The sequence below is a fragment of the Paenarthrobacter histidinolovorans genome, assembly GCF_014647595.1.
Taxonomy (GTDB): Bacteria; Actinomycetota; Actinomycetes; order Actinomycetales; family Micrococcaceae; genus Arthrobacter; species Arthrobacter histidinolovorans.
In genome coordinates, this window is the sequence record NZ_BMPM01000007.1 from 87559 (window position 1) to 105987 (window position 18429).

Here is an 18429-nt window from a genome sequence, read left to right on the forward strand (position 1 = left end):
CGAAATCGGCGAACAGCGGGCAGGCGGAATAGGCTGTAAGGTGCCGTCCGGGAACGAGCCCTCGGCTTTCGGCATGCACCAAAAAGGGGGCTTGAGTGGCAAAGACGAACGAGCGGTCCCAGCGCGGCGGCCACGCCGGCGTCAGCATCGAGGACGTCGCCGCAGCAGCAGGCGTCTCGACGGCGACCGTCTCGCGGGCGGTGCGGGGACTGCCGCGGGTATCTCCTGCAACCCGCGAGAAGATCCTTCAAGTAGCAAGTTCATTGGGATATGTGGCGTCGTCGTCGGCTTCCGGGCTGGCGACGGGCCGCACCCGGACCATTGGCGTCCTGGCTCCCTTCGTCAGCAGGTGGTTCTTCTCCAAGGCCATCGAAGGCGCCGACCGGGAGCTGCATTCAAGGAAATACAACCTTTCGTTGTTCAACCTGGGCGGCCACGGCAGCAACCGTGAACGGCTCTTCAGTTCCACCATGGTTTACAAGCAGATCGACGCCCTGCTGGTGCTCTGCATGTCCTTGACCGAGGACGAACTGGAGCACCTCCACAAGATCGACATTCCCCTGGTGGTTGTGGGCGGCCATGTTGAAGACTGCCCCTACATCGGCATCAACGATTATGACGCCGCGTCCACGGCTGTGAAGCACCTGCTGGATCTGGGGCACAAGGACATTGCCTTGCTGCACGGCGACGACGAGACAGACCTGAACTTCGACGTTCCCCGTGTCCGGATCCAGGCGTTCCAGGAAGTCATGTCCGACGCCGGGTTGGAAGTCCGCCCCGAATGGGACCAGTGGGGTGACTTCACGGTCGCCAGCGGGCAGCAGGCGTTCAACCGGCTGTGGAGCCAGCCCGGCCGGAAACCGACCGCGATCTTCTGTTCCTCGGACGAGATGGCGATGGGAGTGATTTTTGAAGCCGGCCGGCACGGGGTGAGGGTCCCGGAGGACCTTTCCGTGATCGGCATCGATGACCACGATTTCTCGTCCTCGCTCGGCCTGACTACCGTGGGCCAACGCCCGGACAACCAAGCGGAGCTCGCTACGAAGATGCTGTTGGACGAACTCGACGGCAACATTGGTGCCGTGCACTCTGCGGTGGCGCCCCACCAGTTGATCGTCCGCGAGACCACAGCGCCGCCGAACGGAAAGTTCACCAGCAGCCCAAACTAGGCCCAAACCGGAAAGCTGCAAACCGGAAAGCTGCAAACCGGAAAGCTGCTAACCGGAAAGCTGCAAACCGGGAAGCTACGAAGCGCGCGCCAATTGCCGGATGGGAATCCACCGGGAGGCCAGACGCCGGTAGGCGGCTGCCGCCCCTGTCATATCGCCTTCGGCCAGGCACTCGATACCCAAGCGGACATCCATGGGGGAATCGTCCGGGTACACCTTGTCTGCCACAGCGCCGTAATCGAGTTCGACCATGGATTGAACGTGGAACAGCTCCAACCACTCAGTGAGCTGGGTCAGGTCATCAAGCATGTCCAGGTCCGGAGCGGCCAGGGCCAGGTGGGCCACGGAAAACCGGGCCCGTTCCAAGGCTTCTGTCAGCGGGGTCCATACCCGCACCGTCAGGATCCGTCCGTCGGATTCCACCACGTCTTTGCGGTCCGACTCGGCAAACAGCGAGAACCAGCTGAACGGGATACCCCAGGTGGAGGCCCGGGTGTGGACGCGTTTGGCGTCTTCGCGGGCGTTGATCCGGTCAATCCGCATCTGGTGTTTGTCCCTCTGCGAGACCGGAATGAGCAGGTCGGCCAGCGGGCTGTGGACGCCGTCCATGAGCGCGTTGGCTGCCAAGCCGGCCCGAATCACCAGCTGGCTGGGGCAGTAAAGCAGCCGGCCGGCGTCGTCCTCGTCTTTTCCTGGCGCGGCGTGCCGTCCTGTGGGGACCCGCGTCATCCGCACAAGATCGGTGCGGCCGGTGGGGAACGGATCGCCGCCGGAGCGCGTGATGCGCCCCAGCGAGGCCTGGAGCTCCGCGTTTTCGACGGCGGCCCGGGACCCTGCCTTGCTGCTCTCCGCCACCAGCTGGCGCTGCTGCTCGGGAGGGAACGCCTCGAGCGGTTCGTAAATGCGCAGCGACGAAGAGAACGGCAATCCCGCCTGGCCCCGGTACAGGCTACCCGCCATCTCCAGACACCCCTTTCGTCAATGAATCATCAGGTGCAGTGCTCAGTCAGCGAGCTCCACGATCACGGGCGCGTGATCAGAGGCGCCCTTCCCCTTGCGTTCCTCGCGGTCAATGGACGCGCCCGTGACGCGGGAAGCCAGCGCAGGGGAGGCCAGGCAGAAGTCGATCCGCATGCCTTCCTTCTTGGGGAAACGCAGCTGCGTGTAATCCCAGTACGTGTAGACCCCCGGGCCCGGAGTATAAGGACGCACGACGTCGGTGAATCCGGCGGTTTCGAACGCGTGGAACGCTGCCCGCTCGGGTTCGCTGACGTGGGTGTAGTTGTTGTCGCGGAAGAGCTGGATGTCCCAGACGTCGTCGTCGAACGGCGCGATGTTCCAGTCACCCATGAGGGCGATCTGCGCGTTGGGGTCGGCCTGGACCCATTCGGCGGCCTGGCCCCGGAGGACTTCGAGCCACTTGATCTTGTAGGGCATGTGTTCGTCGTCCAGGGAGCGGCCGTTCGGAACGTACAGGCTCCAGACGCGGATGCCGCCGCAGGTGGCAGCTATGGCGCGGGCCTCCTGGGCCGGGTCCTTGCCGGCTTTGCCGAAAGCAGGCTGGTCCACGAAGGTGCGCTCAACGTCGTCCAGGCCCACACGGGAGGCGATGGCCACGCCATTCCACTGGTTGACGCCGAAGTGCGCGACCTCGTAACCCATGCGCTCAAAGAGTTCCCAGGGGAAGTTCTCGTCCTTGCACTTGGTCTCCTGGATGGCCAGGACATCGCAGTCGCTGCGCTCAAGCCAGGCTTCTACGCGGTCGGCTCGGGCACGGAGGGAGTTCACATTCCAGGTAGCTATCTTCACAGCAACTAACTTACCGAACTTGGGGCTGAGTGCATCCCCCTGCGGCTTTTTACCGAGCCGGACCTAGTGACCGTACAGCCGCTGTGTGGTGGCCAGCTTGCGTAGCCCGATACCTGATGCGATCAGGAGCAAACCCGTCAGAATGGCAAAGGCGGACAGCATTCCCATGAGGCCCAGGAGTCCGATGCCGGGGTTGACCAGGACCACAATCCCGAACACCGTGGTGATGAGGCCGGTGAGCAGCCACAGGCCCCAGCTGCGGATGAAGCTGCGGGCGGCGAGGGCCAGGATGATTTGCGAGATCCCCAACACCAGGGCCCACAAACCGATGATGACGCCAATGACGGCCGCAGTGATGCCGGGCCACGCAATGGCCAGGATGCCGGCGGCGATGGAGATGAATCCGCCCACAACGCTCCAGCGTGAGCGGCCGGCGGGGTCGTAAAAGTAGTGGGCCACGCTGGTGATGCCGTCAATGATGGCGAAGAAGCCGAACACCACCACCACCGCGAATGCTGTGGCGCTGGGCAAGACGAGGACCAGGAGTCCGAAAACGATGGCGAGGGCTCCACGGACCAACAAAGCCGTCCCTGGAGTGGTGAACATTCTGCGACCCGTTGTGTCCGACATATGGTCAGCGTAACCAACCGCGTGCCTTTACCGCATCCCCTCGCGCCGGATAGCTGTGGCAATTGCAGCGGCCCGGGTCTCGACCCCCAGCTTGGCGTAGATGTGGGCCAGGTGCGTTTTGACCGTTGCCTCGGAGATGAAGAGGCGTTTTCCGAGGTCCCGGTTACTGAGGCCCTCGGTCAGCAGGCTGAGCAGCTCGGCTTCCCGTGGCGTGAGGATTTCGTCCGGATTCCGCAATTGCTGGAACAGCCGTGAGGCTACCGGTGCGCTCATCACGCTCTTGCCCTGCACAGCGCCGCGGACGGCTGCGAAGATTTCCTCCGGCGCAGCGTCTTTGAGCAGGTACCCCATGGCGCCGGCATCCACGGCGCGGACGATATCGGCGTCGGAGTCGTAGGTGGTGAACACGATCACCGCCTGCTTGGGGTTGCGTTGCCGCAGTTGCTTGATGGCTTCGATTCCGTCCATTCCGGCACCCATGGCCAGGTCCATCAGAACCACGCCGGGTGAGTGCTGCGCCGCAGCGACCAGCGCTTCTTCGCCCGAGGAGGCTTCACCGACGACGACGAGATCGGCTTGGGTGCCCAACAGCGCCTTGAGTCCGCTCCGGACCACGGTGTGGTCGTCAACGAGCACAACGGAAATGGTGGTCACAGGCCCTCCTTTGACGACTGGGCTGGCTGGCTGAGGGGGAGCTGCGCCGCGATGATGGTGCCCTCACCCGGAGAGCTCTCCACGGACAATTCTCCACCCAGCTGCTCCACCCGTTGCCGCATGGCCCGCAGGCCGTATCCTCCGGTTTCCGACGGCGAAGGTACCGCTCCGGGATCAAAGCCGCGTCCGTCGTCGTACACGTCCAGGGTGACCGCCTCCGGGAGGTACCCGAGCGTCACGCTGGCGTGGTCCGCGTGCGCGTGAAGTTTGATGTTGGCTGCCGCGCTCTGGGTCACGCGCAGCAAGGCGTGGCGGACTTCGGGCGGGAGCGGACGTGGGTCCCCGGTGACCTGGATCTGGATGGCATCCACGTATTGGTGCGCAGCGTGCTGCAACGCTTCCGTCAACGGCCCGGATTCGAGGCCCGGCGCGGAAAGTTCGTGCACCAGGCTGCGGGTGTCGGCGAGGTTCCTCCGCAGCAGGCTTGATGCCTTGGCAACGTCCCGCTGGGCGGAGTGGTCGGGCCAGGAGCGCTGCGCGGCTTCCAGGAGAAGCAGGCTGCTGGCAAGGCCCTGGGTCACGGTGTCGTGGATTTCGCGGGAGACGCGCTCGCGTTCCGTTGCGATCCCGGCCTCCCGTTCGGTGGCGGCCAGCCGCTCCTGGTCGCGTTCGATCTTGTCGTAGATCAGCGTGAGCAGTGCGCCGGCGGCCAGCGGGCCGAGCAGCATGGCGACGTCCGTCCAGCCGCTCATCCGGAAGAGCCCGACGGCGGTGGCCGCTGCGGTCACGCCGCTGGCCGCGTATCCGGCCCAGCCGCGGAAGGCCCGGCGCGTCAGGAAGAAGATGGCGAAGGAGCACCACGCAAAGCTCGGGGCAAGGATGACCAGCGCCGCCCACGCCGCCACGAGGGCGATCATCCAGGGGATCCAGTGGCGGCCGCGGGCCGGTTGTTGGTGGGCCAGGAGGGCGGTCAGGGCGTAGAGGGCGCACACTGCCGCCGCCAGAGCCACTGTCCACAGGTTGTCTGCGGGGGAGTGCCGCATGACGTACCGGACCCCGGAAGCGACCATCAGGACAGCGAAGCCCGCATGCACCACGGCGTCGATGCGGCCATCGAAACGGCTGCTTGGCGGCGGCTGTGGAGGAGCAGTTGGCATGGGTGGTTCCCGTTCCGGGTTTTGGTGGAAGGCGTTCTTTCCATGCTAGATCCCCGGCGGATACTGGTCTCTCCACCTTTTGGCTGATACGGCCCGCGGAAAGGATGAGGCCGGGGACTGCCTTGGGCCGATGTGGTGCCGGGACCGTCCGGGAAGCATGGAGGTGTACCCGGAAAGTCCATGCAGTCCTGAAGGAGAAGCCCATGAAGAAGTCCAACAAGATGATTGCTGCCGCCGCTGCCGGAGCACTGCTGCTCACCGGCGGTGTCACTGCCGTGGCCAATGCTGTGTCGCCCGCCGCGGCACCGGAAGCCGCACCCGCAGCTGCGTCCGCTAAGGTAGCCGCCGACGTCCAGCCCGCCCCCGAAAACGTGGTGGCACAGAACCGCATCACCGTGGGCGCCTCCAGCAAAGCCGTGAATGCTGCACTGGCCAAGTGCCAGGCGGACAAGTTGCCGTTCGTCACCGTTGCCTTGGTGGACCGCTTCGGCACCGTTCAGGCGATCCTCCGCGGTGACAACGCCGCTGAGCACACCATCGAAGCCGCCAAGCAGAAGGCTTACACGGCTGCCGCGTTCGGCGCCCCCACCAGCGAGCTGGCCAAGCGCATCAACGGCAACGGGCCCTCCATCGCCGACCTCCCCGGCACCCTCTTCCTGGCCGGTGGCGTTCCGCTGAAGGTCAACGGCGTTTCTGTGGCAGGCATTGGCGTCGGCGGCGCTCCGGACGGCGCTCTCGACGAAGCCTGCGCAACGGCCGGTGCCGACGCCTTGGCAGCGAAGTAGCCTCGAAGGTATGGGTTTCATGAGGGTGCAGGGCCGTGCGGCGGGTTCGGTGATCGGCGCGGGTTTGCTGGTCGTCGGGCTCGCGGCCGGCTGCGCGCCGTCGTCGCCGTCCGAACCGTCGGCTACCCGGAGTTCGACGGCGGACGCCTCACCTTCCAGCCCGGCACCTTCCAGCCCGGCGCCGGGTCAAGCAGCCCCCACCGCAGCCGCGCCGTCGAGCACGGGTCCGGGCCCGGCGTCGTCGGCTGCTGTGCCGTCCCAACTGTCACCGGAGGCCCAAATCGAAACCGACAGGCTCTTGATCCTCGCGGCCAAAGCCAACGATCCCACCCGGGTCCGCGAGCTGATCGCGGCCGGCGGCAACGTCAACGCCAAGGACGACATCCAGGACTCCGCGTTCCTCTACGCCGGGGCGGAGGGTTTCAATGACGTGCTGCAGCTGACCCTTGAGGCCGGAGCAGACGTGCGCAGCATCAACCGCTACGGCGGCACGGCCCTGATCCCGGCCAGCGAGCATGGGCACGTCGAGACCGTTCGGATCCTCATCGCGGCCGGCGTGCCCGTGGACCACGTCAACAACCTGGGCTGGACCGCCATGCAGGAAGCCATCCTGCTCAACAATGGCGGCCCAAATCAGCAGGACGTGGTCCGGCAACTGCTCGCAGCCGGAGCCAACCCGGACATCCGCGACCCGCAAGGCCGAACCGCCCTGCAGAACGCAGAGCGGCTCGGTTTTGCGGAGATCGCGGCGCTGATCCGGAACCGCTAGCTACAGGGCTTCCAGCACGCTCACGTAGTTGGCGATGCCCACACCACCCATGTTCTGCACGGCTCCTCGGCGGGCGTTGGGGAGCTGCATGTCGCCCGCGGTGCCACTGAGCTGCATGGCCGCGATGACGTGCTGCGACACACCCGTAGCTCCGACCGGGTGGCCCTTCGCCTTCAGGCCGCCGGAGACGTTCACGGGCAGCTTCCCGTCCTTATAGACCCAGCCTTCGGTGATGGCACGCGAGCCTTCGCCGCGCGGAGTCAGGCCCATGGCCTCATACATGATGAGTTCGGCGATGGTGAAGCAGTCGTGCACCTCCGCGAAGTCCAACCCCTCCAAGCCAACACCGGCCATGGCGAATGCGCGCTCCCATGATGCCCTGGTGGCGGCGAACTCGGTGGGATCGCGCTTCTCCGCCGGGAAGAAGTCGTTCGCGTGGCCGAAACCTGCAAGGCGCACGGGCGCGGTCGCGCCGCCGGTTGCGGATGTTGACAGCACGACGGCGGCAGCACCGTCGGAGACCGGCGAACAGTCCGTGCGGCGCAAGGGCTCGGCCACCATGGGGTTCTTGTCGGAAATGGTCCGGCAGAACTCCTCGCCGAAGTCGCGGTGCATCTGGGCATAGGGGTTGTCCATGCCGTTGCGGTGGTTCTTGGCGGCGATCGAACCCAGGACGTCGCCGAGGCCCTGGATGCCGGGACCGGTGATGGCTGCCCCGTAGCGCTTGTCGTAGTGCTTGGCGACCTCGGCGAACAGGCCAGTGAATCCGGTGGAAGATGCCTTGCCGGCCATCTCGTAGGAAGCGCCGAGCAGCGCTGCCCCCACGACGTCGGCTCCGGCGTCGGTCATTTTCTCCGCACCGATCACCAGCACGTTCCGGGCAGTCCCGGCCAGCACGGCTTTGACGCCTTGCTGGAACGCAGCAGAGCCGGAGGCACAGGCGTTCTCTGTGCGGGTGGCAGGAACGTTGGCCAAATCTGCGGAGAGCTGGAGGGCCAGGGACGACGTGAAGCCCAGCGGCTGCATGCCGGAGTTGAATTGGCCCAGGTAGATCTCGTCGATGTCCTTGGGGTCCAGGCCCGAGTTGCTGATGGCTTCCCCGGCCACCTGGACGATCAGTGACTCCAACGTGTCATCGGTCAGTTTGCCGAACTTGCTGTGGCCCCATCCGGTGAGCAGGATGTCTTTGCCGAACTGGTCTTTGAGGCTCATGCGGTGGCTCCTTCGAGGGTGTGTTCTTCCGTTGCGGGGGAAGTGGCTTCGAGCTGGACATCGAACGCGGCCCCCGTCTTTTCGAGGAGCTCTTCCACGGTGACGCCCGGGGCGAGGCGGGTCAGCAGCAGCCGGGTGCCGCCGTCGGGCGTTTCTGCCGTGGGTGGGGTTTCCTCGACGTCGAAGACTGCGAGGTCCGTGATGATCCGGTCCACGCACTTGAGACCCGTGAGCGGGAGCGTGCATTCGGTGACGATCTTCGCGGAACCGTCCTTGGCATTGTGCTCGGTAAGGACCACGACGCGCGGTGTGCCGGCTACCAGGTCCATGGCACCGCCCATGCCCTTGACCATCTTGCCGGGGATGGTCCAGTTGGCGAGGTCGCCGCTGCCGGACACCTGCATGGCGCCCAGGATGGCGACCTTGACGTGTCCGCCGCGGATCATGCCGAACGAGGCTGCCGAGTCGAAGATGCTCCCGCCGGGCGTGATGGTGACGGTCTGCTTGCCGGCGTTAATAAGGTCGGCGTCTTCCTCGCCCTCATAGGGAAACGGGCCCATGCCGAGCAGCCCGTTCTCGCTCTGAAGGATCACCCGCACGCCGTCGGGCAGGTTGTTGGCCACCAACGTGGGGATGCCGATGCCGAGGTTGACGTAGTCGCCGTCGTTCAGTTCTTCGGCCGCGATGGCAGCCATTTGGTCTCGTGTCCAAGCCATGATGTGTGCTCCTTTGCTTCAGACCGTCAGCGCTTGGGCGCGCTGTGTTTCCGGGCGGGGGCGGACCGTGCGCTGTTCGATGTCCTTGACCCGATTGCTTGCCTTGACCAGCCGCTGGACGTAAACGCCCGGGGTGACGATGTGGTTGGGATCCAACTCGCCCGGCTCCACAATCACCTCGGCTTCGGCAATGGTCACTGTGCCTGCCGTGGCCACTACGGGGTTGAAGTTCCGTGCGGTGTAACGGTAGATCAGGTTGCCGTCCGTATCGGCGGTGTGGGCGTGGACCAGTGCGACGTCGGCGGTGATGGCGCGCTCGCGGACGTACGTGACGCCGTCGAACTCTTCCAGTGGCTTGCCTTCGGCGATCAAGGTGCCCACGCCGGTTCGCGTGTAGAAGGCGGGGATGCCGGCTCCGCCTGCGCGAAGGCGCTCAGCCAGCGTGCCCTGCGGTGCGAACTCCACCTCGAGCTTGCCGGCGAGGTACTGCTCGGCGAAGAGCTTGTTCTCGCCAATGTAGGAAGCGATGACTTTGCGAACCTGGCCAGCCTCGATGAGAACGCCCAAGCCCTTGCCATCCACGCCCATGTTGTTCGAAACGATGGTGAGGTCCTTGACGCCCGAGTCCCGGACGGCGTCGATCAGGTCGGCAGGAATGCCGCTGATGCCGAAACCTCCGACGGCGATGGTCAGGCCGTCTGCCATCAGGTCATGGAGCGCTTGGGCCGCGCCCGCACGGATCTTGGTCATGTTGGACTCCTCATTGAGTTTGCGTGATAGTGAGTGGCATCCACTTTGTGGACTTCTCGGTCCTTGCAGTCGAGCCTAGATTTCTCGCAGAGAACGGTCAATGACCAAGTGCCTTGGCTACTCACGGTGTGGACGGTACCGTTTGAGGTGTCCATATTGTGGATGAAATCTCCGGGAGGGTGCTGTGGCAGTACAAGGAGCCCAAGTGGTGGGCCGCGTGGCGCTGCTGCTGCGGCTGGTGGGGCGAAAGCCGGAAGGGACCTCGCTCGCGGGATTGGTGCGCGAATCGGGGCTGACGCGTCCAACCGTGCATCGCCTGTTGACGTCCCTGGCTGCCGAGGGGTTGTTGGAGCACGATTCGACGTCCGGGAAATGGGTCCTGGGCCCCGAAATCTTCCTGTTGGGCTCGGTGGCGGCGGCGCGCTTTCCCATGGAAGAAGTTGCCCGGCCGTCATTGCGCCGTTTGGCCGCCGAAACAGGGGAGAGTGCGTTTTTCTCCATCCGCCGGGGCAACGAAACCGTGTGCGTGCTGCGCGAAGAAGGTTCGTTCCCTGTGAGGTCGTTTGTGCTGCACGAAGGCGTCCGCTTTCCGCTGGGCATCGCATCGGCAGGAACGGCGATCATGGCTTTCCTGCCTCCCGACGAGCAGGAGTCCCTGCTGGCGGAGTGGCCGGCACATGCGGGCGGCTTCGCTTCCGGACACCCCGAAGAGGTGGTGCGGGGCAACCTGGAGCAAACCCGTTTGGCAGGGTACTCCGTGAACCCGGGGCTCATTCTGGAGGGCAGCTGGGGAATGGGGGCGGCGGTGTTTGACCCGCAGGGCAGACCGGCGTGGGCTTTGTCCCTGACCGGGATCGAACCACGATTTCGTCCGGACAGGCAGGAGTTCCTGGGAAAGTTGTTGCTCGAGGAGGCGCACAGGATGACGGCACGGTTACAGGGCGCCTGACCCATCTAGGTAGCAGATCAGGTCGTTCCCAGCGCTGGGAACGGCGTGATCTGCTACCTAGTTGGGTTGGCGGAGGTCCAGGCGCATGAGCACCCGGGGAAAACCGTTGAGGACCGACGTCGTTTCGGCTACCTTCTTGAAGCCGGCCTTCTCAAAGAGCCTTCGCGTGCCCACATAAGCCATGGTCAGGTCCACTTTGCCGCCCTTGTTGTCCACCGGGTAGCCCTCTATGGCGGGCGCGCCATGGCTCCTGGCGAAGTCGATGGCCCCGCGCAGCAACTCGTGGGAGATACCCTTGCCGCGATGCCCGGGCCGCACCCGGAGGCACCACACGGACCACACCTCGGCCTCGTCCACGTTCGGGATCTTCCGGTTCGTCGCGAAACTGGTGTCCGCGCGCGGGTGCACGGCCGCCCACCCAACTACCTCGTCGCCGTCGTACGCCAAAACCCCGGGCGGCGGGTCTTCGGCCACCAACTTCTGAACGTACTTGCCGCGTTCCTGCTTTTGAAGGCTCTGGTTGAGCCTGGACGGGACCCTGTAACTCAGGCACCAGCACACGTTGGAATCGGGGCGCTTGGGACCGACCATGGTCTTTACGTCATCGAACACCGTCGCCGGCCTCACCTCGATAGCCATGCCGCCCATCCTGCCACCGTGCGCGGGTGGTCGGCTAGACTAGCGGACGTGATGACCGGATCGGGCTTCAGCCCTGCACGGATCGGCTACCCGGCCGACCTCTGACGCGCTGTGGGACCCTCACAGTGGGCACCCCGCGGGCACCTCCTTGTGGATAGATGAACTTCAGACCATCGAAATGAAATCCACTTTCAAAGGAGTTTCCATGCCCGCACTTTTCAACCACACCATCATTGCCTCCCTCGACCGCGCAGTTTCTGCTGCGTTCTACCAGGCCATCCTTGAAGCCGACGACGCTCCCAACTGGGGTCCCTTCACCAACCTCACGCTGGGCGGCGGGGTCATGCTTCAGTTCGCCGAGCCCCCGGTCGAGATCCAGATGCAGCACTACGCGTTCCTGGTTGACGACCAGCACTTTGACCGCGCCTATGAGCGGCTGGTGAGTGCCGGCGTCGAACACTGGGCCGATCCGCAGATGACCCGCCCGGGCGAGACAAACACGGAGCACGGTGGTCGCGGGGTCTACTTCAAGGACCCCTCGGGCCACGCCCTGGAGCTGATCACCAAGCCGTACTTCTAGAACAACGCGGGGTGGATAAAAAACTTTTTCAATCCGCACCCATCCACCCCGCCCCATCCTCCGAATAGGTAGTGAGACACAAACCGGAGGTGCAGCAAAAGCCGCATCTGCAGCCCGTGTCCCACCACCCAATGGACCCAACGCCCTGGTTCCAAAAACAAGGAGAATGACATGTTGTCCACAAAGCGCCCCGCCCTCGCCTTCGTTGGCCTCACTGCAGCCACCCTTCTCGGGCTTACTGCCTGTGGTGGATCCAGCACCTCCAGCTCGCCCTCTTCTTCATCACCCGCCCCGATGAGTTCCTCTGCGGCTCCGTCGTCGATGGCACCGTCGCCGTCGTCGTCCCCCATGAGCAGCGCGGCCATGGATCCCGCCGCCAACCTTGTAGGCCCCGGCTGCGCCGGCTACGCCGCACAGGTTCCGGATGGTGCCGGTTCGGTCTCAGGAATGGCCAAGGACCCGGTAGCAACCGCTGCTTCCAACAACCCGCTGCTCAAGACCCTCACCGCCGCGGTCTCGGGCAAGCTCAACCCCAAGGTTGACCTGGTCTCCACCCTGAACGGCAGCGAATTCACGGTCTTCGCACCGGTTGATGACGCTTTCGCAAAGATCGACCCGGCCACCATCGAAACGCTCAAGACCGATGACGCCCTGCTGAGCAAGATCCTCACCTACCACGTAGTCCCCGGCCAGCTGTCCCCGGACCAGATCGTCGGCACCCACAAGACTGTCCAGGGTGGCGAGGTAACGGTTGCCGGCACCAAGGATGCCCTCACGGTTGACGGTGCCAACGTCATCTGCGGTGGCGTCCAGACCGCCAACGCCACGGTTTACCTGGTCGACTCGGTGCTGATGCCCAAGTAGGCCTTGGCCTCCACAACAGCACCAACAAAAGCAGGCGCCGGGAATCCGGCGCCTGCTTTGCTGTTAAGTTGCGGTGCTAGTTGTTCAGGTCGCTGTCGACGTAGGAGCCCGGCCGGTTGTGTGCCGAGCCGCAGGGGCAGTGGTCAACCTCGATGCGGACAGTCATGGGCTTGGATGCGTCCAGAGTAAGGGTCACGTCGTTTGACTGCTTGCTGAGCCGGAGGGTTCCTTCGGTGGTGGATACGTAGGACATGGGGGACCTAACTGTTGGGGTCAATCGGGCAAGGTGAACGGTTCGGTGGGCTACTTGTCGCTGGAGTCCAAGGGAGGTTTGCCAACCAGCGGGATGGTCCCGGTAGCTGTTCCTCCCGGGCAATCGGAGTCGTTGCATTTCCCGGCGCACTCGTGCTTGGTGACGAGGTCGAACTGGACGCCGCCATGTTGCTCGACGCCGGTGCGGATGGCGCGTTCCACCACCGAGGTCGCCAGGCGCCTATGCAGCGACAGGGGATCGCGCCTCAGGTCCTTGGTCAGGGCGAAACAGAGCAGCAGCATGACGATCACGAACGGCAGCGCCGCAACGATGGTTACTCTTTGCAAGCCGGCCAAGGCTTCCGATGGTTCGTCACCACCGGCCAAGAGCATGACGGCGGCTACCGCACCGGTGAGGCTTCCCCAGAAGATGACGACGGCGCGCCGCGGGTGCTCTGCCCCATTGGAGCTGAGGGAGCCCATGACGATGGAAGCCGCGTCGGCGCCGGTGATGAAGAAGATTGCCACCAGGACCATGGCCAGGACGATGACCGCTGCCGTGAGCCAGCCGGGCATTCCCAGGTTCTTGACCAGGTCGAAGAGTGCACCGTCGAAGTTGACGGAGGCCACGCCGTTGGTGGTGGTCACCAGGCCGGGTGTGCCTGCCTTGTCCGCTTCCTGCTGGACCTGGAACGCTGCTCCGCCGAAGATGCCGAACCAGATGACGCTGACAACGCTGGGCACCAGCAGGACACCGGTAACAAACTGGCGGATGGTGCGGCCGCGGCTGATGCGTGCGATGAACAGGCCGACGAAGGGCGTCCAGGAGATCCACCAGGCCCAGTAGAAGATGGTCCAGCTGGTCATCCAGCTGCGCAATGCCTCGTCGCCCACGGCTTCAGTCCGGGACGACATCTCAGCGAGGTCGCGGGCGTAATCGCCGATCGCCGAGGGGATCAGGTTGAGGATGAACAGGGTGGGGCCGGCAACAAAGACGATGAGGGCCAGCACCACGGCCAGCACCATGTTGATGTTGGACAGCCACTGGATGCCGCGGCTGATGCCGGAAACGGCGGAGGCCACGAAACAGAAGGTCAGGATGGCTACGATGACCACCAGTACAGGTGTGCCGATCTCGCCCATCCAGCCGTTGGACGTCATGCCGCTGCCGATCTGCAGGGCGCCGAGGCCCAGGGAGGCAGCGGTTCCGAAGAGCGTGGCAAAGATGGCCAGGATGTTGATGAACTTCCCGATCGGCCCTTCAACCATCCGGATGCCGAACAGCGAAGTGAACGCTGCGGAGACCAGCTGCTTGCGGCCGAGGCGGTAGGTCCCGTAGGCCATCGCGATGCCAACCACTGCGTACATGGCCCACGGGTGGAGGGTCCAGTGGAAGATCGAGGTGGCCATGGCGGTCTGGATGGCAGCGGGCGTGCGGCCGTCCACGGTTCCCGGCGGGGGCGAGATGTAGTGGTAAAGCGGCTCGGCAACACCGTAGAACATGAGGCCGATGCCCATGCCTGCGGCGAACATCATGGCCACCCAGGAGACGGTGCGGAATTCAGGCTTCTCGCCGTCCTTGCCCAACGGGATGTTCCCGAATTTGCCCAGGGCCAGCCACAGCACGAAGACAACGAACAACGAGGCGAGGACCATGAACAACCAACCGGTGTATTCCATGACCCAGTTCAGGGCGCCTTTGGAGGTTTCCGAAAGGCTGTCGCGTCCAACAAAGCCCCAGACCACGAAGGCGACGGCGATGGCGCCCGTGATTCCGAAGGTGACTTTGTCGAGGGTAAGTTTCTGGTTCCGGCGGGCGGAGACGGCCTGCTCAGTCTTGGCGTTTCGCAGTTCCACCAGGATCTGTTCGTATTCCTCAGAATCGGGGAGAGTCTCTGCACCCCCGTCCTCGTCGTTGAGGTCTTCAGGGTTGGTGGCGTTGGGGGAGAGGCTGATGACTTCTTCAGGGATCTCCACGTGGACGGGGTTGGTTGCTGACTTCTCTGCCAAGGGATCGTCGGCAGGTAAGTCCTCTGGTGTTAAGGGTTTTGTGTCACTATTTGTAGCCATGAGCGGGTCCTTTGCTCGGCGAGTCATGGGTTTTGTGGTGATGCACGGCCCTGGGGTGTGCGTTCGGAGAAGGGTGGGGAACGTTCCGCATGAATCAACAACATTCGCGCTAAGCAACAGAGTGCGCCCCGTCACACCTCAAAGTCAAGGTTTTTTCCGTCTTTGACGGCCACTTGATATATCAATTGGCCTTGACGTGGGGTGTTGCTTATTATGATCACTGTTGCGCAGAGAGCGCCAATGGAAGTGCTGGCTGTGTCCCGGCCTAGCGGGCCCTGTAGCCCATCCGGGCGCTGATGGTCAGCCCGGCCTCGCGAAGTCCGTCGATGAGCCCAGGCTGGTCCTCGGGCGAAAAGCGGAACGCCGGACCGGAAATGCTCACAGCCGCGATGACACTGCCCACGTGGTTGAAAATGGGTACGGCGACGGCCGTAAGGCCGATTTCAAACTCTTCGTGGACAGTGGCATATCCATTGCGGGCGACGTCAAGCAACTGCTTCTCCAGCTGTCCACGGTTCGTCACCGTGCGGGGCGTTCGTGCGGGCAGCCCTACCGCCTTGAAGACCTGGGTTCTTTCGTCTGCAGTCAATGCGGCCAGGAGGACCTTGCCGCTGGAAGTGGCGTGCAACGGCGTCAGGCTTCCCACCCAGTCGTAGGTGGCCAGTGTTGATGGCCCCATCGCCTGGTCCACGTTGACGGCATAATTGGACCTCAGGACGGCGAGGTTGACCGTCTCCTTGTACTCGTGGGCCAGGGCTTCCAGCACTTCCCGGGCCTCATGCACGACGCTCAGCCTGCCGGGGATGGACGATGCCAGGCGGAGGATGCCAAAGCCCAACTGGTACTTGCCACGTTCGCTGTTCTGCCGGACCAGGTCGCGGCCAACCAGCGAGCCCACCAACCGTGACACGGTGGATTTATGGACACCCATTTCCTCCGCGATCTCGCTCACTCCGGCGTCGCCTTCCCGGGCCAGGATCTCCAGGATCTGGAGGGCGCGGTCCACTGACTGGACGCCTCCGCCCTGGGCGTCCGCGTCCTTGTCGAAGTCCGGGTTGTTGCGTGCGGCCATGCTGCCTCGTGTCGTTGTCCAGGCAGGCGGTCCGTGGCTTCCGTAGCCCTGAACGGCCTGCACCCTCGTCTTTCCTCATCCTAGACGGAGTTTTGCACGGACTCTTTCACTCCATGGGACACACGTAACTCAGGCGCTGGCGGCTACCTTCGGGACACGAGCCCGTGGACCGATCACGCGTTCCCTGCCCGCGTAGACGTTCAGGCTGTGGCCACGGCTGAAGCCCACCAGGGTCAGGCCGGTTCCCACGGCAAGATCCACTGCCAGGCTTGAGGGTGCGCTGACCGCTGACAAGACGGGTATTCCCGCAAGGGCGGCCTTCTGGACGAGTTCGAACGATGCCCTGCCGGAGACCTGCAGAACCAGGCCCGTCAGCGGCAACAGGTCCTGGCGGAGCGCCCACCCCACCACCTTGTCGACGGCGTTGTGGCGGCCAACATCTTCGCGGAGGCACAGGAGCTCCGGTTCGGAACCATCCATCCTGAAGAGCCCCGCAGCATGGACGCCGCCCGTCCTGTCAAAAACGGCCTGGGCCTCACGGAGGCGGTCCGGCAGCCCGGCCAGGAGATCGACGGGAACCCACAGCCCATCCAGGGAGACGTCGTAGTGGATGGTCTTGCGCACGGCGTCAATCGAGTCCGTGCCACAAATGCCGCACGAGCTGGAGGTGTAGACGTGGCGTTTGGTGTCCGGCAGCGGGACATCCGGGCGCAGTTGGGCGTCCACTACGTTGAAGGTCTGTATCCCGTCCTTTTCGCCGGAACAGAACCGCAGCGAGACCAGCTCCGCTTGCTCGCGGATGATGCCTTCGGAGACCAGGAACCCGGCCACGAGATCGAAGTCATCCCCGGGCGTCCGCATTGTCACGGCGAAAGAGGTTCCCCCGATCCTGATTTCCAGTGGTTCCTCGGCAGCCAGGACGTCCTCTTTGTAACGAACTGGATTTTCGGCGCCCGTCCCGTCCAGCTGGAAACGGTGGATTTTCCTGCGCTGCGTCATGCGGGCCATCCGGTCTGCCTTCCCCTCTGGAGCGACTCGGTGGAAAGTGGGGCCGGGGTGCCGATGGGCGCTGTCCACGGCAGGGGCAGCACGGGTACCCGATCGCCGGCCGATGCACCTTCAGGAGGCACCGCCATGTACGCATCGGCCCAGGCGAGCCCGCGCATCATCCCGGGACCCGCGTGGTCGGCCGGAAACACAAGCCCGTGGACGATCCTGCAGGGTATGAGCCGGGTCTTTCCCGGGGAGGCTTCGACATCGGCGCCGGAGAGCAGGGGAGTGGCTTCCTGGAAGGGGCGGTTTCCCAAGGCGGCGAGCAGCGGTTCGCCCAAGGTCATGAGGGCCAGCATGGCTGCAAGCGGATTGCCGGGCAGCCCAAGGATGAAGTGGCCGTCCGGTAGTTCAGCCAGCACTGCGGGATGGCCGGGGCGCATGGCAACCCCGTCCAGCAGGAGCCGTCCGCCGAGCGCCGCAACGGCTGCACGGAAGTGGTCTGTTCCGGATTTGCCCGTTCCACCGGTGGTAATCGTCACTTCGGGCCGCTTGCCGTCACCGGCGCCATCCAGAGCCGCCAGCCACTCTCCGTATGAGTCGCCGATCCGTAGCTGCCCGCCCGGCACCCCGCCCAGTTGCGGAATGACGGCATCGAGCTGCGGACCGAAAGCGTCGCGCACCTGTCCGGGCGCCGGCTCACCTGAGGTGACCACTTCAGAGCCGGTCATGACGACGGCGACCCTCGGCTTGCGCTGCACCTGCAGCTGGTCATGGCCGGCCACGGCGGCCAGGGCGAGGTGTGCCGGATTGAGCAGGGTTCCGGCGGGTATGAGGATGTCCCCTGCGGTGGCTTCTTCACCGGCGGGACGGATGTGGCGGCCGGGAAGTGTCTCGCCCGGTTTCGCCTCCGGCCTCAGCGAAAGGTACCCGTCCCCCGATACCTGTCCGCTTTCCTTGCGGAGCACGGCGGTGGCCCCGGCTGGTATGAGGCCGCCGGTGGCTATGACACTGGCTTCTCCGGCAGCAAGGCCCCGCCCGGGTCCGGTGAGTGCCCAGGGGCCTTCGCCAGTGATGGCCCAGCCGTCCATGGCCGATGACGCGTAGTGGGGAAGGTCCTGCCGGGCAAGGACATCGCGGGCCAAGGTGCAGCCGATCGCTGTGCCGAGGCTTGTTGGCCCCGGCGGGAGGGGAGCGGCGCAGCGGTACGCCAGCTGCCGTGCTTCGGCCCACGTCATGGCGTGGTGCGGATGGAGGACGGCTGTCAGCTCCTCTTGTGCAAGCATGGGTGTTCGCTTCCTGGGGTGGTGCTTCCGTTGTGGAAGGCACCGGGGACTGCACGGCCTTCCCGTAATTACTGCC

20 protein-coding genes are annotated in these 18429 nt (G+C 64.6%); 6 read left to right on the forward strand and 14 right to left on the reverse strand.

What is annotated here, in order from left to right:
- The first annotated feature begins 95 nt into the window (after positions 1-95).
- Complete coding sequence (locus IEY62_RS16205) at positions 96-1169, forward strand: LacI family DNA-binding transcriptional regulator (protein ID WP_189019693.1); 1074 nt, start codon at positions 96-98, stop codon at positions 1167-1169.
- A 75-nt stretch (positions 1170-1244) separates the two neighbouring features.
- Here IEY62_RS16205 and IEY62_RS16210 read toward each other — a convergent pair whose 3' ends face one another.
- The 5 genes from IEY62_RS16210 to IEY62_RS16230 all read right to left on the reverse strand — a co-directional run bounded on the left by IEY62_RS16210 (position 1245) and on the right by IEY62_RS16230 (position 5419).
- On the reverse strand, positions 1245-2129 hold the full coding sequence (locus IEY62_RS16210) for a hypothetical protein (RefSeq protein ID WP_189019695.1): 885 nt from the start codon (positions 2127-2129) through the stop codon (positions 1245-1247).
- A gap of 42 nt (positions 2130-2171) precedes the next feature.
- Complete coding sequence (locus tag IEY62_RS16215; protein ID WP_189019697.1) at positions 2172-2978, reverse strand: exodeoxyribonuclease III; 807 nt, start codon at positions 2976-2978, stop codon at positions 2172-2174.
- 63 nt (positions 2979-3041) lie between these two features.
- Positions 3042-3608 (reverse strand): HdeD family acid-resistance protein, encoded by a 567-nt coding sequence (locus tag IEY62_RS16220; RefSeq protein ID WP_189019699.1) that lies wholly within the window; start codon positions 3606-3608, stop codon positions 3042-3044.
- Positions 3609-3635: 27 nt separating this feature from the next.
- Positions 3636-4262, reverse strand: coding sequence for a response regulator (locus IEY62_RS16225; protein WP_189019701.1), 627 nt, complete (start codon positions 4260-4262; stop codon positions 3636-3638).
- Entirely contained in the window at positions 4259-5419 is a 1161-nt protein-coding gene (locus IEY62_RS16230; protein ID WP_189019703.1) for a sensor histidine kinase, read from the reverse strand. The genes IEY62_RS16225 and IEY62_RS16230 overlap by 4 nt, the downstream gene beginning before the upstream one ends.
- A gap of 203 nt (positions 5420-5622) precedes the next feature.
- Between IEY62_RS16230 and IEY62_RS16235 the strand changes: the two genes are divergently transcribed.
- Together IEY62_RS16235 and IEY62_RS16240 are read left to right on the forward strand one after the other, a co-directional pair.
- Positions 5623-6204 carry a GlcG/HbpS family heme-binding protein gene (locus IEY62_RS16235; RefSeq protein WP_189019705.1) on the forward strand — a complete coding sequence of 194 codons (582 nt, stop codon included), beginning with the start codon at positions 5623-5625 and terminating at the stop codon, positions 6202-6204.
- Positions 6205-6223: 19 nt separating this feature from the next.
- Positions 6224-6973, forward strand: a complete 750-nt coding sequence (locus IEY62_RS16240) for an ankyrin repeat domain-containing protein (protein ID WP_189019917.1) — start codon at positions 6224-6226, stop codon at positions 6971-6973.
- Here the strand turns inward: IEY62_RS16240 and IEY62_RS16245 are convergent, their stop codons facing one another.
- Genes IEY62_RS16245 through IEY62_RS16255 form a run of 3 tightly spaced genes read right to left on the reverse strand, consistent with a single transcriptional unit; the run spans position 6974 to position 9651 of the window.
- Entirely contained in the window at positions 6974-8185 is a 1212-nt protein-coding gene (locus IEY62_RS16245; RefSeq protein WP_189019707.1) for an acetyl-CoA acetyltransferase, read from the reverse strand.
- Positions 8182-8901, reverse strand: a complete 720-nt coding sequence (locus tag IEY62_RS16250; RefSeq protein ID WP_189019709.1) for a CoA transferase subunit B — start codon at positions 8899-8901, stop codon at positions 8182-8184. The genes IEY62_RS16245 and IEY62_RS16250 overlap by 4 nt, the downstream gene beginning before the upstream one ends.
- Positions 8902-8919: 18 nt before the next feature.
- Positions 8920-9651, reverse strand: coding sequence for a CoA transferase subunit A (locus tag IEY62_RS16255; RefSeq protein WP_189019711.1), 732 nt, complete (start codon positions 9649-9651; stop codon positions 8920-8922).
- A 184-nt stretch (positions 9652-9835) separates the two neighbouring features.
- On the opposite strand from IEY62_RS16255, the gene IEY62_RS16260 reads away from it, so the two are divergent.
- Positions 9836-10600, forward strand: a complete 765-nt coding sequence (locus IEY62_RS16260; RefSeq protein WP_189019713.1) for an IclR family transcriptional regulator — start codon at positions 9836-9838, stop codon at positions 10598-10600.
- A 57-nt stretch (positions 10601-10657) separates the two neighbouring features.
- Here IEY62_RS16260 and IEY62_RS16265 read toward each other — a convergent pair whose 3' ends face one another.
- Positions 10658-11239 (reverse strand): GNAT family N-acetyltransferase, encoded by a 582-nt coding sequence (locus IEY62_RS16265; protein ID WP_189019715.1) that lies wholly within the window; start codon positions 11237-11239, stop codon positions 10658-10660.
- Between the two features lie 205 nt (positions 11240-11444).
- On the opposite strand from IEY62_RS16265, the gene IEY62_RS16270 reads away from it, so the two are divergent.
- A complete protein-coding gene (locus IEY62_RS16270) occupies positions 11445-11819 on the forward strand; it encodes a VOC family protein (RefSeq protein WP_189019717.1) in 375 nt (124 codons plus the stop codon).
- A 171-nt stretch (positions 11820-11990) separates the two neighbouring features.
- Complete coding sequence (locus tag IEY62_RS16275) at positions 11991-12683, forward strand: fasciclin domain-containing protein (RefSeq protein ID WP_189019719.1); 693 nt, start codon at positions 11991-11993, stop codon at positions 12681-12683.
- 76 nt (positions 12684-12759) lie between these two features.
- On the opposite strand, the gene IEY62_RS16280 is transcribed toward IEY62_RS16275, so the two are convergent.
- The 5 genes from IEY62_RS16280 to IEY62_RS16300 form a co-directional block, all read right to left on the reverse strand.
- Positions 12760-12936 (reverse strand): hypothetical protein, encoded by a 177-nt coding sequence (locus tag IEY62_RS16280; RefSeq protein WP_189019721.1) that lies wholly within the window; start codon positions 12934-12936, stop codon positions 12760-12762.
- A 50-nt stretch (positions 12937-12986) separates the two neighbouring features.
- Positions 12987-15005, reverse strand: a complete 2019-nt coding sequence (locus IEY62_RS16285) for a BCCT family transporter (RefSeq protein ID WP_229785385.1) — start codon at positions 15003-15005, stop codon at positions 12987-12989.
- A 265-nt stretch (positions 15006-15270) separates the two neighbouring features.
- Positions 15271-16077 carry an IclR family transcriptional regulator gene (locus IEY62_RS16290; protein ID WP_189019725.1) on the reverse strand — a complete coding sequence of 269 codons (807 nt, stop codon included), beginning with the start codon at positions 16075-16077 and terminating at the stop codon, positions 15271-15273.
- Positions 16078-16206: 129 nt separating this feature from the next.
- Positions 16207-17085 (reverse strand): formate dehydrogenase accessory sulfurtransferase FdhD, encoded by an 879-nt coding sequence (gene fdhD / locus IEY62_RS16295; RefSeq protein WP_189019727.1) that lies wholly within the window; start codon positions 17083-17085, stop codon positions 16207-16209.
- Positions 17073-18353, reverse strand: a complete 1281-nt coding sequence (locus tag IEY62_RS16300) for a molybdopterin molybdotransferase MoeA (RefSeq protein WP_189019729.1) — start codon at positions 18351-18353, stop codon at positions 17073-17075. Before IEY62_RS16300 ends, fdhD begins: the two co-directional genes overlap by 13 nt.
- Between the last annotated feature and the right edge of the window lie 76 nt (positions 18354-18429).

Excerpts from the sequence above, each read along its gene's own strand:
- IEY62_RS16285 (WP_229785385.1), bottom strand. The coding sequence starts at position 15,005 with ATGGCTACAAATAGTGACACAAAACCCTTAACACCAGAGGACTTACCT.
- IEY62_RS16275 (WP_189019719.1), top strand. The coding sequence starts at position 11,991 with ATGTTGTCCACAAAGCGCCCCGCCCTCGCCTTCGTTGGCCTCACTGCA.
- IEY62_RS16255 (WP_189019711.1), bottom strand. The coding sequence starts at position 9,651 with ATGACCAAGATCCGTGCGGGCGCGGCCCAAGCGCTCCATGACCTGATG.
- IEY62_RS16240 (WP_189019917.1), top strand. The coding sequence starts at position 6,224 with ATGAGGGTGCAGGGCCGTGCGGCGGGTTCGGTGATCGGCGCGGGTTTG.
- IEY62_RS16300 (WP_189019729.1), bottom strand. The coding sequence starts at position 18,353 with ATGCTTGCACAAGAGGAGCTGACAGCCGTCCTCCATCCGCACCACGCC.
- fdhD (WP_189019727.1), bottom strand. The coding sequence starts at position 17,085 with ATGGCCCGCATGACGCAGCGCAGGAAAATCCACCGTTTCCAGCTGGAC.
- IEY62_RS16250 (WP_189019709.1), bottom strand. The coding sequence starts at position 8,901 with ATGGCTTGGACACGAGACCAAATGGCTGCCATCGCGGCCGAAGAACTG.
- IEY62_RS16230 (WP_189019703.1), bottom strand. The coding sequence starts at position 5,419 with ATGCCAACTGCTCCTCCACAGCCGCCGCCAAGCAGCCGTTTCGATGGC.
- IEY62_RS16280 (WP_189019721.1), bottom strand. The coding sequence starts at position 12,936 with ATGTCCTACGTATCCACCACCGAAGGAACCCTCCGGCTCAGCAAGCAG.
- IEY62_RS16210 (WP_189019695.1), bottom strand. The coding sequence starts at position 2,129 with ATGGCGGGTAGCCTGTACCGGGGCCAGGCGGGATTGCCGTTCTCTTCG.
- IEY62_RS16245 (WP_189019707.1), bottom strand. The coding sequence starts at position 8,185 with ATGAGCCTCAAAGACCAGTTCGGCAAAGACATCCTGCTCACCGGATGG.
- IEY62_RS16235 (WP_189019705.1), top strand. The coding sequence starts at position 5,623 with ATGAAGAAGTCCAACAAGATGATTGCTGCCGCCGCTGCCGGAGCACTG.
- IEY62_RS16265 (WP_189019715.1), bottom strand. The coding sequence starts at position 11,239 with ATGGCTATCGAGGTGAGGCCGGCGACGGTGTTCGATGACGTAAAGACC.
- IEY62_RS16290 (WP_189019725.1), bottom strand. The coding sequence starts at position 16,077 with ATGGCCGCACGCAACAACCCGGACTTCGACAAGGACGCGGACGCCCAG.
- IEY62_RS16220 (WP_189019699.1), bottom strand. The coding sequence starts at position 3,608 with ATGTCGGACACAACGGGTCGCAGAATGTTCACCACTCCAGGGACGGCT.
- IEY62_RS16270 (WP_189019717.1), top strand. The coding sequence starts at position 11,445 with ATGCCCGCACTTTTCAACCACACCATCATTGCCTCCCTCGACCGCGCA.